The sequence below is a fragment of the Streptomyces sp. NPDC093568 genome, from assembly GCF_044764945.1.
Lineage (GTDB): Bacteria > Actinomycetota > Actinomycetes > Streptomycetales > Streptomycetaceae > Streptomyces.
Genome location: NZ_JBIWJD010000001.1, coordinates 354,080 through 367,954 on the forward strand (window position 1 = coordinate 354,080; position 13,875 = coordinate 367,954).

Annotated in this window: 11 protein-coding genes; 7 read left to right on the plus strand and 4 right to left on the minus strand. The window is 72.5% G+C overall.

Annotation, left to right across the window (positions count from 1 at the left end; genetic code table 11):
* Positions 1–11: 11 nt before the first annotated feature.
* On the plus strand, positions 12–1,193 hold the full coding sequence (locus ACIRD7_RS01520) for a damage-control phosphatase ARMT1 family protein (RefSeq protein WP_403448201.1): 1,182 nt from the start codon (positions 12–14) through the stop codon (positions 1,191–1,193).
* Between the two features lie 14 nt (positions 1,194–1,207).
* Here the strand turns inward: ACIRD7_RS01520 and ACIRD7_RS01525 are convergent, their stop codons facing one another.
* Together ACIRD7_RS01525 and ACIRD7_RS01530 are read right to left on the minus strand one after the other, a co-directional pair.
* Positions 1,208–2,482, minus strand: coding sequence for a cytochrome P450 (locus ACIRD7_RS01525; protein ID WP_403448203.1), 1,275 nt, complete (start codon positions 2,480–2,482; stop codon positions 1,208–1,210).
* Positions 2,483–2,628: 146 nt separating this feature from the next.
* Positions 2,629–3,870, minus strand: coding sequence for an endonuclease/exonuclease/phosphatase family protein (locus ACIRD7_RS01530; RefSeq protein ID WP_403448206.1), 1,242 nt, complete (start codon positions 3,868–3,870; stop codon positions 2,629–2,631).
* Between the two features lie 179 nt (positions 3,871–4,049).
* Between ACIRD7_RS01530 and cyc2 the strand changes: the two genes are divergently transcribed.
* Entirely contained in the window at positions 4,050–6,209 is a 2,160-nt protein-coding gene (gene cyc2, locus ACIRD7_RS01535) for a germacradienol/geosmin synthase Cyc2 (RefSeq protein WP_403448209.1), read from the plus strand.
* On the opposite strand, the gene ACIRD7_RS01540 is transcribed toward cyc2, so the two are convergent.
* Complete coding sequence (locus ACIRD7_RS01540; RefSeq protein ID WP_403448212.1) at positions 6,202–7,692, minus strand: hypothetical protein; 1,491 nt, start codon at positions 7,690–7,692, stop codon at positions 6,202–6,204. The two genes, cyc2 and ACIRD7_RS01540, sit on opposite strands and share 8 nt — an antisense overlap.
* A 110-nt stretch (positions 7,693–7,802) precedes the next feature.
* On the opposite strand from ACIRD7_RS01540, the gene ACIRD7_RS01545 reads away from it, so the two are divergent.
* The 4 genes from ACIRD7_RS01545 (at position 7,803) to ACIRD7_RS01560 (ending at position 11,335) form a co-directional block, all read left to right on the plus strand.
* Positions 7,803–8,396 (plus strand): PDZ domain-containing protein, encoded by a 594-nt coding sequence (locus ACIRD7_RS01545; protein WP_403448215.1) that lies wholly within the window; start codon positions 7,803–7,805, stop codon positions 8,394–8,396.
* A 77-nt stretch (positions 8,397–8,473) separates the two neighbouring features.
* On the plus strand, positions 8,474–9,094 hold the full coding sequence (locus ACIRD7_RS01550; protein WP_403448218.1) for a LysE family translocator: 621 nt from the start codon (positions 8,474–8,476) through the stop codon (positions 9,092–9,094).
* A 107-nt stretch (positions 9,095–9,201) separates the two neighbouring features.
* Positions 9,202–10,329, plus strand: a complete 1,128-nt coding sequence (locus ACIRD7_RS01555) for an aminopeptidase P family protein (protein ID WP_403448221.1) — start codon at positions 9,202–9,204, stop codon at positions 10,327–10,329.
* A 61-nt stretch (positions 10,330–10,390) separates the two neighbouring features.
* The gene (locus ACIRD7_RS01560; protein ID WP_403448224.1) at positions 10,391–11,335 is read left to right on the plus strand and encodes an aminoglycoside phosphotransferase family protein; all 945 of its coding nucleotides are present in this window, start codon (positions 10,391–10,393) and stop codon (positions 11,333–11,335) included.
* 40 nt (positions 11,336–11,375) lie between these two features.
* Here ACIRD7_RS01560 and treZ read toward each other — a convergent pair whose 3' ends face one another.
* Positions 11,376–13,127, minus strand: a complete 1,752-nt coding sequence (treZ, locus tag ACIRD7_RS01565) for a malto-oligosyltrehalose trehalohydrolase (RefSeq protein ID WP_403448226.1) — start codon at positions 13,125–13,127, stop codon at positions 11,376–11,378.
* A 185-nt stretch (positions 13,128–13,312) separates the two neighbouring features.
* On the opposite strand from treZ, the gene ACIRD7_RS01570 reads away from it, so the two are divergent.
* The gene (locus ACIRD7_RS01570) at positions 13,313–13,864 is read left to right on the plus strand and encodes an FHA domain-containing protein (protein WP_403448229.1); all 552 of its coding nucleotides are present in this window, start codon (positions 13,313–13,315) and stop codon (positions 13,862–13,864) included.
* Positions 13,865–13,875 lie beyond the last annotated feature (11 nt).

Here is a 13,875-nt window from a genome sequence, read left to right on the forward strand (position 1 = left end):
CGGTGAGGCGCATGCCCGAGAGCTCCGACACTCCGCCCGTGCTCCTCGGGAACGAACCCGGCTCGTTCCCGCACAGCGTGCTCGCCGAGCGCCATCCCGCGATCATCCGGCAGGTGCGGGATTCCTTCCCGTACGGCCCGCGGCGACAGCGCGCCCTGGACGCGCTCCTCGCGAGCTGCACCGAGGGCGTGATCGAGCCGCTCCCCGCCGACGCGCACGACCGGGACCGCTGGACGCAGTGGGGCGCCGAGAAGTACGTCGGCCGGTCCTGGTTCGACGTGCCATGGCTGTGGTCGGAGAGCTACTTCTACCGCCAACTCCTGGACTCAGTCGGCTACTTCACCCCCGGCCCCTGGCAGGGCATCGACCCCTTCCGTCCCTCCAAGCTGGCCGAGCTCGACGCCCCGGAGACGGACGAGGAGCTGTCCGCCCTGGACGCCCTCGCGGACCGGCCGGCCGACGAGCAGGACCGGGCCCTGCTGCACGGCTCGCTGTGGGGCAACCGCGCCGACCTCGGCTTCCGGCTGTCGGCCGGGCACGACGAGACCGCCTCGGACACCCCACCGCTGGTCGCCGACGACAGCGAGACCCTCTGGTCCCTGCTCCGGCCCGCCGGTGCGGCCACCCTGTGCCTCATCGCCGACAACGCCGGCCGCGAGCTCGTCCCCGACCTGCTCCTCATCGCCCACCTCCTCACCCAGGGGCGGATCGACCGGGCCGTCCTGCACATCAAGCCGTATCCGTACTACGTCTCCGACGCCACGCACGCCGATGTGCTCGACGCCCTGCGCCGGCTGACGTCGGCACCGGGCGCGGTCGCGGCGTACGGCCGCACGCTCTGGTCGGCGCTGACGGACGGCCGCCTCACCGTCCGCGCCCACCCCTTCTCCAGCGCCCCGCTGCCGTTCGCGGACATGCCCGGCGACCTCCGCGAGGAACTGGCCGCGGCCACCCTCACCGTCGTCAAGGGCGACCTCAACTACCGTCGCCTGGTCGGCGACCGGCTCTGGCCGCCGACGACACCGTTCGCCGACGTCACCGCGTACTTCCCCGGCCCGGTCGCCGCGCTGCGCACCCTGAAGTCCGACGTGATCACCGGCCTGGACGCCGCGACGGAGGCGGCGCTGGTGGCTGCGGAGGGCCAGAAGTGGCGGACCGGTGGGACGCACGCGCTGATCCAGGTTCGGACCTGACTGGGTCGCCCCGCTCAAGCGATCCGCATCGGCAGCGACTTGATCCCGTTGATGAAGTTCGACACCAGCCGCTCGGGCGGCCCCGCCGGCCGCAGTACGGGCAGGGCTCGCAGGGTCTCCCGGTAGAGCACCCGTAGCTGAAGGCGCGCGAAGTGGGCGCCCAGGCAGACGTGCGGGCCGTCACCGAAGGACACGTGCGGGTTCGGGGTGCGGGACAGCTCCAGCCGGTCCGGGTCGGCGAAGACCCGTTCGTCGCGGTTGGCGGAAGCGTGGAAGACGACCACCTTGTCACCCGCGCGGATGCGCCGCCCGGCCAGCTCGGTGTCCTGCGCGGCGGTGCGGCGGAAGGTGAGGACGGGCGGATGCCAGCGCAGCAACTCGTCGACGGCAGGGGGTAGTTCCACCCGCCCCGCCCTCAGCCGCTCGTACGCGTCCGGGTGCTCGGCCAGGGCCAGCAGGCCGCCCGGCGCCGCGCTGCGGACGGTGTCGTTGCCCGCGACGGTGAGCAGGAAGAAGAACATCTCCAGTTCGGGCCCGCCGAGTTCGGCGTCGTGAGCGAGGGTCGTCATGACGTCGTCGTCAGGGAACCGCCGTTTGTGCGCGGCCAGTTGACGGGCGTAGTCGAACATGTCCCGCAGCATCGCGGGCGAGCGAGGATTGACCGGCCGTCCCTCGGCGTCCCGCACCTGAGGCCCCGCCTCGTCGGGATCCTGGTAGCCGATGACCCGCTGCGTCCAGTGCAGCAGCAGCTTGTGGTCGGCCTCCGGGACCCCGAGCAGGTCGGCGAGGTTGAGCAGGGCGTAGTCGTCGGTCACGGCGGCAACCAGGTCGACGGCGCCGTCCGCCGCGCGGGCGGTGTCGAGGGCGTGCGCGAGCAGGGCACGGGCCCGCTCCTTGGCGACGGTGGTGAAACGGTCCACGCGACCCGGCGTGAAGGCCCGGCTGACCAGCCGTCTCAACCGCCCGTGCCCCGGCGGATCCTGATTGAGCATCATGCGCCGGATGAACGGCAGGTCCTCCGGGTCGGGATCGCGGATCTGGGTCGCGCCCATGTACGAGGAGTACGCCGACGAATCCCTGAGCACCCGCACGACATCCGCGTGCCGCGTCACCGCCCAGAACCCGGGCCCGGCCGGCCAGCCCAGCACCTCGTGCTCGTCCTGCCGGGCGACGGGATGGTGGTCGCGCAGGACGCGGTAGGCGGCGTAGGGCACGCCGGTGGCGTACTGGCGGGGGTCGAAGACGTCGGGAACGGCGGGGGCGTCGCCGATCCCGGGGTGCCCGGTCACGCGCGCGCGCTCGCGCCGCCGGGACGGCGCGGGAGGGTGGAGGAGGTCATGTGACCAAGGTGACGTATATCGGTGAAGACCGACAGACGGACGCGGGGGGCCCGCACCGGACAGCGCCGGCCGGGGCCGCCCCCTCCCCGCCCGCCTCAGCCCAGCCGGACGTCCTGCCAGACCATCCGGTGGTCGGACGTCGGCACCGTCGTGCCGTTCCCCACCAGCCGGTACAACGGGTCACCGGACGTCGGCCAGAACACGCCGTTGCCGCCCGGTGTCAGCCCCTTGGACGGCAGTACGTAGTCGACGCGCAGATTGCCGGGCGCGGTGTCGCCGAAGTCGGACGTGTCGTACGCCGGGTCACCGAGGTGGGAGGCGTTGGCGCCGCCCTGCAGCCTCGCCGCCTCCACGCCGCCGGCGCCGGCCGGGGGAGTGGCCGGGAGGTTCACCGCCGGGTGGTCGAGCAGCTGGAGGATGGCGTGGTCGTAGCTGTCTCCGTCGTACGGGTCGGCGTTGTTGTCGCCCGCGATCACGAACCGTGCCCCGGGCCGCAGCCCGCCACGCCGCCCCTTGTCGTCGTACAGGTAGGCGCTGCGCCGGCGCCCGCCGATGTAGTCGGCCCACAGCCGGATCTCGTCGTGGTTGCGCCGGCCGTTGCGGTCCTCGGGGCCGTCGAAGGTGGGCGGCGTCGGGTGCGAGACCAGGAAGTGCACGGTCTCGCGGCCGACGCACACCGGCACGTCCCAGTGGCTCTTCGACGACAGCCGCAGGATCGCGCGGGCCTCGTCGCTGTAGTAGCCCGGCGGCATGAGGTGACCCGGCATGTCCTTCCACAGGAAGTGCTGGAAGGTGCGCACCGCGCGCGTGTCGATCGGGAACTTCGAGAGCACGACCATGCCGTACTGGCCCGGGAACCAGCCGTAGCCGTACGCGTCCTGGCCGTAGGCGTCCGAACCGGGGGTCGTCACCGCGCCGTTCTTGCCGTCGAGGTCCACGCCGGTGGCGACGCCCGTGTTCACCGGGCCGGTGAAGTGGTACGGGAAGCGGACCGGACCGGCGCCGTTGTGCCCGACGGCCAGGTAGTTGCGCAGGAACAGACGTACCGCTCTGCCCTGCTCGTCGTAGTCGAACTCGTTGATCAGCAGGACGTCCGGGTCGACCCGCTGGATCGTCTCCGCGACATTGCGCGCCTGCGCGTTGTCGGGCGTGGACAGGTCGGTGATCAGCGCCCCCTGGGTGCCGCGGTTCAGGGAGGCGTTGAAGGTGGCGAACCGAACGGAGCGGCGGCCGTGCCGCTCGGTCGCCTCGGCCGGGAGTGCCGCGGTCGTGGCCAGAGCCGCCCCGGCGAGGGAGGCGAGCGCCGTGCGGCGGGAGAGGGATCCGAGGTGGTTCATCGCGACTCCGGTGCGGGAGGGGACACAGGGGGACACATGAAGCTCGAAAAGTCTGCGCGCGTAGAGATGAACGCCACAAGGCCCGGCGAGAACTCCCGGATTCACCCGTGATTCACGCGATGGTGTGATCATCTCCCGCGCCGCGGATGGCCCTCGAAGGCCGGGGGTAGGGCCCGGCCATGACGCAGCAGCCCTTCGAACTCCCGCACTTCTACATGCCGTATCCCGCGCGGCTGAACCCACATGTCGACGAGGCCCGTGCCCACTCGACGAAGTGGGCACGGGACATGGGCATGCTCGAGGGGTCCGGGGTCTGGGAGCAGGCCGATCTCGACGCGCACGACTACGGCCTGCTCTGCGCCTACACGCACCCTGAATGCGACGGCCCCGCGCTCTCCCTGATCACCGACTGGTATGTGTGGGTCTTCTTCTTCGACGACCACTTCCTGGAGATCTTCAAGCGCTCCCAGGACCGCGCCGGCGGCAAGGCCCACCTGGACCGGCTGCCCCTGTTCATGCCGATGGACCTGTCGACGCCGATGCCCGAGCCGCAGAACCCGGTCGAGGCCGGCCTCGCGGACCTGTGGACGCGCACGGTGCCCAAGATGTCCGCCGACTGGCGGCGCCGCTTCTCCGTGGCGACCGAGCACCTCCTCAACGAGTCCCTGTGGGAGCTGTCCAACATCAACGAGGGCCGCGTCGCCAACCCCGTCGAGTACATCGAGATGCGCCGCAAGGTCGGCGGCGCGCCCTGGTCGTCGGGCCTCGTGGAGTACGCCACCGCCGAAGTCCCCGCGTCCGTCGCCGAGTCGCGGCCGCTCAGGGTGCTGATGGAGACGTTCTCCGACGCCGTGCACCTGCGCAACGACCTGTTCTCCTACCAGCGCGAGGTCGAGGACGAGGGGGAACTGAGCAACGGCGTCCTGGTGCTGGAGACCTTCTTCGGCTGCACCACCCAGGAGGCCGCCGAGACCGTCAACGACGTCCTCACCTCCCGGCTCCACCAGTTCGAGCACACCGCCCTCACCGAAGTCCCCGCCGTGGCCCTGGAGAACGGGCTGACGCCGGACGAGGTCACCGCGGTCGCCGCGTACACACAGGGACTGCAGGACTGGCAGTCCGGCGGCCACGAATGGCACATGCGCTCCAGCCGGTACATGAACGCACGCGCCGAACGCACCACGCCCTGGGCGGGTCCGACCGGTCGCGGCACCTCCGCCGCCGACATCGGAGCACTGCTCGCGGCGGCCGGTGCCGAACGCCTGCGTGCCTACACGCATGTGCCGTACCAGAAGGTCGGCCCGTCCCTGCTCCCCGACTTCTACATGCCCTTCGCGGTCGAGCTGAGCCCGCACCTGCCCGCCGCCCGGGCGCGCCTGACCGAGTGGATGCACCGCATGGGCATGCTCCAGGAGGGCGTCTGGGACGAGGACAAACTGGCCGCCTACGATCTCCCGCTGTGCTCGGCCGGTCTGGACCCCGACGCCACCCCCGAGGCCCTCGACCTCAGCTCCCGGTGGCTCGCCTGGGGCACCTACGGTGACGACTACTACCCCCTCGTCTTCGGCCAGCGCCGCGACCTGGCCGCCGCCCGGCTCACCACCCGGCGCCTGTCGGACTGCATGCCCGTCGACGGCGAGCCCGCCCTTGTCCCCGCCAACGGCATGGAACGCGGCCTGATCGACCTGTGGGCGCGCACGACGGCGGAGATGACGCCCGGAGAGCGCCGCACGCTGAAGGACTCGGTGAACGTAATGACCGAGAGCTGGGTGTGGGAGCTGTCCAACCAGCTGCAGAACCGCATCCCCGACCCCGTCGACTACCTGGAGATGCGCCGCGCCACCTTCGGCTCCGACCTCACCCTCAGCCTGTGCCGGATGGGCAACGGCCCCGCCGTACCGCCGGAGGTGTACCGCAGCGGGCCCGTGCGCTCGCTGGAGAACGCCGCGATCGACTACGCCTGCCTGCTCAACGACGTCTTCTCGTACCAGAAGGAGATCGAGTACGAGGGCGAGATCCACAACGCGATCCTCGTCGTGCAGAACTTCTTCGGCATCGACTACCCCACCGCCCTCCACGTCGTCCACGACCTCATGACCCAGCGCATGCAGCAGTTCGAGCATGTGGTCGCGCACGAACTGCCCATCGTGTACGACGACTTCGGGCTCTCGGACGAGGGCAGGGAAGTCATGCGGAACTATGTGCTCGACCTGCAGAACTGGCTGGCGGGCATCCTGAACTGGCACCAGAAGGTGGACCGCTACAAGGCCGACTACCTGGCCCGCCGCACCCACGGCTTCCTGCCGGACAGCGCGCCCGCCGTGCCTGTCCTCAGCTGATCGCCCGCACCCGCGCCTCGGTCTCCTCGGCGAGCTCCCGGACGCCGCTCGCGGCGTACTCCGAGAGCTCGCCGAGTATCGCGTCGGCTGCCGTGAGGACCGCGCGCGCGTCGTCCGGGCGGCCCGCGTCGGCCAGGGCGCGCGTGAGCAGGTAGTGCTCCTCGGCGATGAAGCGGCCGAGATTCGTCCGCTGCCAGTGGCGCAGCGACGCGTCATCGGGGGTGGCCAGCGCCTCCCGTACGGCGGCCAGGGTCCGTGCCGCGTCCGGCAACAGGCCCGCCGCCCGTTCGAGCCGGGCCTGGGTGTGCCGGGCCGAGGCACGGTCCCACGCCGACTCCTGAAGGGCTGCGTACAGCCGCTGGGCGCGCAGCGCCTGAGGCAGGTCGCCGAGCTCCTCGAAGTCCTGGGCGAGCGCGCTCAACGGGGCGGTGAACAGCCCGTCCGGTGCGCCCGGGCGGCGGAGTCTGCTCTGGTCCATGGAGATCTGATCGAGTTCGCGGATCAGGGTCACGCGGGCCAGCTCCGTCATGCCCTGGTCCCGCGCGAGGTCGGTCCATGTGGAGACCGGCTCGTCCGCCGGATCCGTGCCGAACAGCGACTCGTCGAGCTCGCGCGCCCAGTCCCGGAGCTCCTCCGCGCTCGCACCGGGCTCCGGTATTTCGCTGAGGCCGCAGGCGGTGTCGAAGTCAGTCTGACGCACCTCGTACAGCAAGGGCAGATCTCCGGTGTCACCACGCAGACCCACCAGCACGGTGGCGAGCCGCAGTTCGTCCGTCATCGACGACCGCGTCTCGTACCGCAGCAGATGCCGCAGCAGCTCCACATCGCCCTCCGCGCGGTCGAACTGCGCGGCCCGCAGCGTGAGCCGGCGCCGTACGGCATCCTCGGCGACCTCCTCCCACGCCGTGCGGTCGCCCGCGCGCAGCAGGGCGAGGTCGGCGCGGCCGCTCGCCAGTACCGGCTCCCACAGCGGTGGGCGCGGGTAGGTGTCTAGCAGCTGATAGGCGTTGTGCTCCAGGTCGTTCAGCAGGACGAAGTGGGGCTCGGTGCGCAGGAGCGCGGCTCGGAGCATGGCTTCGAGCTCCGTCCGGGAGCGGTCCGGAAAGCCGAGCGCCGCACGCAGCTCGGCCCGCGCCCGCTCCAGCTCACCCTGCTGCTCGGGCGCGTCCTCGTCGTCCTCGTCGTCTTCCTCGTCCTCGGGTTCCGCCAGGCCGATCCTTATCTCCAGTGCCTCATCCACGCTGGTGCCGATGATCCCTGCCGAGCCCTCCGAGTCGGCGTACAGCACCGAGCCGTCCGCGCACACGAAGTACGTACCCCCGGAGGCGTCCCCCGCCACGATGTCCAGGGGGCCGCCCGAGGCGAGACGGACCTCCTCGACATGGCCGTAAGACGCGCGGCCGATGTCGAAGTCGAAGGGGAAGGCCGCCAGTTCGGCCAGGTGAGGGTTCTCTCGGAGCACCCGCAGCGCGTGATCGGTCATGTCACAGAACGTAACAGCCCCCACTGACAACAGACTTCCCGGCCAGTCTCACCCGATCGTGGCTCGTCGTGCGCCGGTGCGCGGGGTAGTCACCAGCCGGAGGCGATCCGATGGAACAGACTGCGTTGCGACCCAAGCCCATGCCTGGTCAGGGCCCTGGTGACGAGGCCGCGCCCGGCCCCGGCGCACGGCGTCCGCATGCCGCGCCCCGGCGGCGGGGCCGACGGCTCACCACCCTGTTGTGCGCCCTGCTGGCCGGGGCGGTCCTGATCCTGACCGGGGTCGGCCTCGGCACCCTCGGGGCCACGGTGATCGGCATGAGCCGGCTGGCCGAGCTGCAGCGTCAGACGGGACCGGGCGCCCCGGGAGGCCCGGCCGCAAACCCGGGCTCCTCGCCCCGGCCGTCCCCGACAGCGACCGCCGCGCCGTCCCCCGGCGCCCTCGCCACCCTCGGCGTGGAGGCCGTCGACGACGAGAAGACCGGCGCGCAGATCATCGGCGTCCACGTACCCGGACCGGGGTACACGGCCGGGCTCGTACGGGGCGACGTGCTCCTCGCGTTCGGCAGAAGCCGTGTCGACTCGGCCGCCGACCTCGCGCGCGCCGTCGCCGGGGCCCGCCCGGGCGACCAGGTCACCCTGACGGTGCGCCACCGCGGCGGCGGCCGGCAGCAGCTGGTGGTGGTTCCGGGAGTCGTCACCTGATGAGAGGGGTCGGCATGCCCCGCGCAGGTCCGTGAAAACCACTGGTCACGTCCTGCCGACAGGGCCACCATGACCCCATGCCGACCACTCTTCTCGCCTTCCTGGGAGCCTGCACCCTGGTCGCCGCCTCGCCCGGCCCGAGCACGGTGCTGATCATCAAGCAGTCCCTGCACAGCAGACGCTCCGGTTTCCTGACCGTCCTGGGGAACGAGACCGGCGTCTTCCTCTGGGGAGTGGTCGCCGCCTTCGGCCTGACCGCGCTGCTGACGGCCTCCGAGGTGGCGTACGACGTGATCCGCGTCGTCGGTGCCGTCGTGCTCGTCGGCTTCGGCATCCAGGCCCTGCGGGCGGCCCGCCGCGCCAAGGGTGCCGAGGAGGGCGCGTGGGAGGCCACCGCGAAGAGCGGCTGGGCCTCCTACCGCGGCGGGCTGCTGCTCAACCTCGCCAATCCCAAGGCGGCCGTGTTCGCCATGTCCTTCCTGCCGCAGTTCGTGCCGCAGGGAGCACCGCACCTGCCGGCCATGGTGGGCCTCGCCGCGCTCTGGGCGGTCTACGAGGTCGGCTACTACGGCCTCTACGTCTGGTTCGTCGGCCGGCTGAAGTCCGTGCTGTCCCGCGCGGGCGTGCGCCGCCGCCTGGAGCAGGTCTCCGGGGGCGTGCTGCTGCTCCTCGGCGTCCGCATGGCCCTGGAGGGCTGACCGGTGCCCCGGCGGCCGCCCGCGGGACCCGCCGATCGGCTCGCGCCGCCCCCTCGGTCCGGGCAGGATGCTGCCCGTAGCCCCTTCACGTGCCCAGGGAGGCCCGGATGACCGGCACCGCACCCGCGCCCTTCACCGCCGACGACTACCGGGCCCGTATGGAGCGTGCCGTGGAAGCGGCCGCCGACGCGGGTCTCGCCGGGCTCCTGGTGGCCCCCGGCCCGGACCTGGTCTGGCTCACCGGCTACGCGCCCACCGCCGAGACCGAGCGGCTCACCCTGCTCGTCCTCACCCCCGGCCGGGACCCCGTCCTCGTCGTCCCCGCCCTGGAGGCCCCGGACGCCGCTAAGGCCACCGGCGCACCCGCCCTGAGCCTGCGCGACTGGGCCGACGGCAAGGACCCCTACGCCGCCACCGCGGCCCTGCTAGACGCCGGCGGCCGGTTCGGCATCAGCGACAACGCCTGGGCGATGCACCTGCTGGCCCTGCAGAAGGCGCTGCCCGGGACCTCGTACGCCTCCCTCACCGACGCCCTGCCGATGCTGCGTGCCGTCAAGGACGCCGCCGAACTGGAGCTGCTGACGGCCGCGGGCGCGGCGGCCGACGCGACGTTCGAGGAGATCCGCGGTGTCCCCTTCGGCGGCCGGCGCGAGTCCGAGGTCGCCGCCGACCTCGCCCACCTGCTGCGTCGCTTCGGCCACTCCCAGGTCGACTTCACGATCGTCGCCTCCGGCCCGAACGGCGCCAACCCGCACCACGAGGTCGGCGACCGGGTGATCGAGCGGGGCGACATGGTCGTCCTCGACTTCGGCGGCCTCAAGGACGGCTACGGCTCCGACACCTCCCGTACGGTCCACGTCGGCGAACCCACCGAGGAGGAGCGCCGGGTCCATGACCTGGTCCGCGAGGCGCAGGAGGCGGGGTTCCGCGCGGTGCGGCCCGGCGTCGCCTGCCAGGAGGTCGACCGGGCCGCCCGCGCGGTCATCGCGGACGCGGGGTACGGCGAGTACTTCATTCACCGCACCGGGCACGGCATCGGCGTCACCACGCACGAGCCGCCGTACATGATCGAGGGCGAGGAGCAGCCCCTCGTGCCCGGCATGTGCTTCTCCGTGGAGCCCGGCGTCTATCTCCCCGGACGTTTCGGCGTGCGGATCGAGGACATCGTGACCGTCACGGAGGACGGCGGCCGGCGCCTGAACGACACGACCCGCGAGATGGTCATAGTCGGCTGACCCGCCGACCGACCCCGGCGCAAGGAGCCCCCGTAGACCCCCGAGCGACAACGGCGCGACCATGACCCAGGCACCGACACCCACCGCGGACACCGTCCGACGACTGGTCCGTACCCTGCTCAAGGACGGCGCGGCCGCGTCGGCCGGACCCGAGGTCCGGCCCGCCTCGCCGGGCGCCGAACCCGTCACCTGGCTGATCGGCACCCGCCATGTGCTGCGCCTCGCCCCCGACCGTGAGGCCGCCGCCGGCCAGCGCCGCGAACTGCGCCTGCGCGACGTCGTCCGGCCGCACGTGCCCGTGGCGGTGCCGACGAGCGTGGCGTACGGCGAGTGGGCCCCCGGCCTGACCTACACCCTGGACACCAAGGTGCCCGGCGGAGCGGGCGCGCAGCACGACGTCTCCGCCCTCGGCGAGGCCGATCTGGCCGGCGTCCTCACGGGCCTGCGGGAGATCCCCGTACGGCAGGCCGAGGCGCTGGGTGTGCCGCGCGCCGCGCCGCGCTCCCTGGAGGCTCTGCGGCTGGCCGCCGAGGGTGCCGCGGCGCGCCTCGCCGACGCGGACGAGTTCGACGCCGCCCGCCTGCGCCAGCTGACCCAGCCGGCCGCGGTCCAGCTCGCCGCCCAGCCCGGCACCGCCGTCCTCGTCCACCACGCCCTCACCGCCGACCACCTCGTGGTCAGCGCCGACGGCCGGGTGCGCGGCGTCCTCGGCTGGGCCGACACCGTCGTGGGCGATCCCGCCGAGGACATCGCCGGCCTCGCCCGCGCCGTCGGCTCCCCGGCCGCCGTCCGCGCCGCCACCCTCGCCGGCTACGGGGCCCGCCCCTGCCTGCGCGGCCTCTGGCTCGCCCGCTGCGACACCGTCCTCCACCTCGCCGAACGCCTCGACGCCAAGGGCGGGACACCGCTCCCGCAGCTGCGGGCACAGCTGCGCCACGCGTGGGAGGCGATCCTGCTGGAGCGCGTGACGGAGCTGCGCGAGGAGGACGACGAGCAGGAGCCCTAGGGCCGGTCTTCCTGACCGACCCGGCGTCGCGGGGCCCGGCTCACCCCTGCAGCAGCACCACGGCCGACTCCCCGGGCACGTGCAGCACCCCGTCCGCCCCCGGCGACTCCACCGGCTCCCACGCCGCCAGTACGTCCGCCTTGCGCGGCCCCAGCGGGATCGCCGCCGGCTCCTTGGCGAGGTTCACGGCCACCCGTACGTCCCCGCGGCGGAAGGCGAGCCAGCGCTCCTGCTCGTCGTAGGCCACCTTGGTGTCGGCGAGGTCCGGATCGGTGAGGTCGGGCTGCTCGTGGCGCAGGGCGATGAGACGGCGGTACCAGGCGAGCACGCGCGCGTGCGGCTCGCTGTCGAGCTCCGCCCAGTCGAGACACGAGCGGTCCCGCGTCGCCGGGTCCTGCGGGTCGGGCACGTCCTCCTCCGCCCAGCCGTGCGCCGCGAACTCCCGCCGTCTGCCGCGCCGCACCGCCTCGGCGAGCTCCGGGTCGGTGTGGTCGGTGAAGAACTGCCAGGGCGTGCTCGCGGCCCACTCCTCGCCCATGAACAGCATCGGCGTGAAGGGCGCGGTCAGCGTCAGCGTCGCCGCGCAGGCCAGCAGGCCGGGGGACTCCCGCAGGAGCGCCGCCAGGCGGTCGCCCTGGGCCCGGTTGCCGACCTGGTCGTGGGTCTGGCTGTACCCGAGGAGGCGGTGCGCCGCCACGCGCGTACGGTCCAGGGGGCGCCCATGGCCGCGTCCCCGGAAGCTGGAGTACGTGCCGTCGTGGAAGTAGCCGCCGGTGAGGGTCTTGGCGAGGCCCGCCATGGGGGCGCGCGCGAAGTCGGCGTAGTAGCCCTGGGACTCGCCGGTCAGTGCGGTGTGCAGGGTGTGGTGGAAGTCGTCGTTCCACTGCGCGTGCGCTCCGAGGCCGCCCTCCTCGCGCGCGGTGATGAGCCGGGGGTCGTTCAGATCCGACTCGGCGATCAGGGACAGCGGCCGGCCCAGGTCGGCCGCGAGGGCGTCCACGGCCGTCGACAGCTCCTCCAGGAAGTGGCACGCGCGCGTGTCCACCAGAGCGTGCACCGCGTCCAGGCGCAGCCCGTCGATCCGGTAGTCCCGCAGCCAGGCCAGCGCGCTCTGCACCAGGTACGCGCGCACCTCGTCCGAGCCGGGCGCGTCCAGGTTCACGGCGGCACCCCAGGGCGTCTGGTGCGTGTCCGTGAGGTAGGGGCCGAAGGCGGGCAGGTAGTTGCCGGACGGGCCGAAGTGGTTGTGCACCACGTCGAGGACCACGCCCAGGCCCAGTTCGTGGGCTCGGTCGACGAAGCGTTTCAGCGCCTCGGGTCCGCCGTACGGCTCGTGCACGGCCCACAGCGAGACCCCCTCGTAGCCCCAGCCGTGCCGGCCGGGGAAGGGGTTCACGGGCATCAACTCGACGTGCGTGACGCCCAGTTCGGCCAGATGCCCGAGCCGCTCGGCCGCCGCGTCCAGCGTGCCCTCACGGGTGTACGTCCCCACGTGCAGCTCGTACAGCACCGCACCCGGCAGCGGCCTTCCCGCCCACTCGGTGCGCCACTCGTGGCGCCCGTGGTCGACGACCGCGCTCAGCCCGTCCGGGCCGTCCGGCTGCCGGCGCGAGCGCGGATCGGGCAGCACCGGCCCGTCGTCCAGCGCGAAGCCGTACCGCGACCCGTCGCTCGCCTCCGCCTCCCCCCACCACCATCCCGCGCGATCGGGATCGCGCTCCAACGCGCGCGTGGCGCCCTCGCAATGGAGCGTCACACGGTCGGCCTGCGGTGCCCACACCTCGAACTGCACGGACGGTTCCCCTTCGTCTGCTCACCGTGATGTAGCCCGTCCATGGTGCTCCAAACGAGATCAATCCGCTTTTGAATCTTCCCTTTTGCGGTGGGTGTCGCCGACTGTTCCGCCGATCACGCGCGCGTGGTGGCCGTTCGGCCGTTTTCTGGACACCCGGGGTCCACTGACCGACAATCAGCAGCGTGACGTCGTCCTTCGAGTTCAACACGTACCCCGCGCGGCTCTCGGACGCGGAGCGCGACAAGGCGCTGCAGGTGTTGCGTGACGGCGTCGCCATGGGCCGGCTGTCGCACGACACGTTCGTGCGCCGCATGGAACTCGCACTCGCCGCCCGCCGCGCCGACGAGCTCGCCGTACTCACCGCCGACCTGCCCTCCGAGAGCCGTCTGTCACGGGTGGTGTTCGGCACGGTCGAGGCGGTCTCCGGCTTCACCGTACGGCTGCGCAGGGCCTGGCAGGCCGAGCGGCTGCCCAAGCTGCTGCTGCCCCACCCCGCGTCCGGTCATCCGCTGCGCATAGGCCGCGACCCCGCCAACGGGCTGCGGCTGACCCACGAGACCGTCTCCCGGGTGCACGCCGAACTCAGTCATCAGGGCGGCCTGTGGGTCCTGCGCGACCTCGGCTCCACCAACGGCACGACGGTGAACGGCCGGCGTGTCATCGGTGCCGTCGTGGTCCGCGAGGGCGATCAGGTCGGCTTCGGCCGGATGTCGTTCCGGCTCGCCGTGACCTGAGCCCTCTCCCG

Excerpts from the sequence above, each read along its gene's own strand:
- ACIRD7_RS01520 (WP_403448201.1), top strand. The coding sequence starts at position 12 with ATGCCCGAGAGCTCCGACACTCCGCCCGTGCTCCTCGGGAACGAACCC.
- ACIRD7_RS01530 (WP_403448206.1), bottom strand. The coding sequence starts at position 3,870 with ATGAACCACCTCGGATCCCTCTCCCGCCGCACGGCGCTCGCCTCCCTC.
- cyc2 (WP_403448209.1), top strand. The coding sequence starts at position 4,050 with ATGACGCAGCAGCCCTTCGAACTCCCGCACTTCTACATGCCGTATCCC.
- ACIRD7_RS01540 (WP_403448212.1), bottom strand. The coding sequence starts at position 7,692 with ATGACCGATCACGCGCTGCGGGTGCTCCGAGAGAACCCTCACCTGGCC.
- ACIRD7_RS01545 (WP_403448215.1), top strand. The coding sequence starts at position 7,803 with ATGGAACAGACTGCGTTGCGACCCAAGCCCATGCCTGGTCAGGGCCCT.
- ACIRD7_RS01550 (WP_403448218.1), top strand. The coding sequence starts at position 8,474 with ATGCCGACCACTCTTCTCGCCTTCCTGGGAGCCTGCACCCTGGTCGCC.
- ACIRD7_RS01555 (WP_403448221.1), top strand. The coding sequence starts at position 9,202 with ATGACCGGCACCGCACCCGCGCCCTTCACCGCCGACGACTACCGGGCC.
- ACIRD7_RS01560 (WP_403448224.1), top strand. The coding sequence starts at position 10,391 with ATGACCCAGGCACCGACACCCACCGCGGACACCGTCCGACGACTGGTC.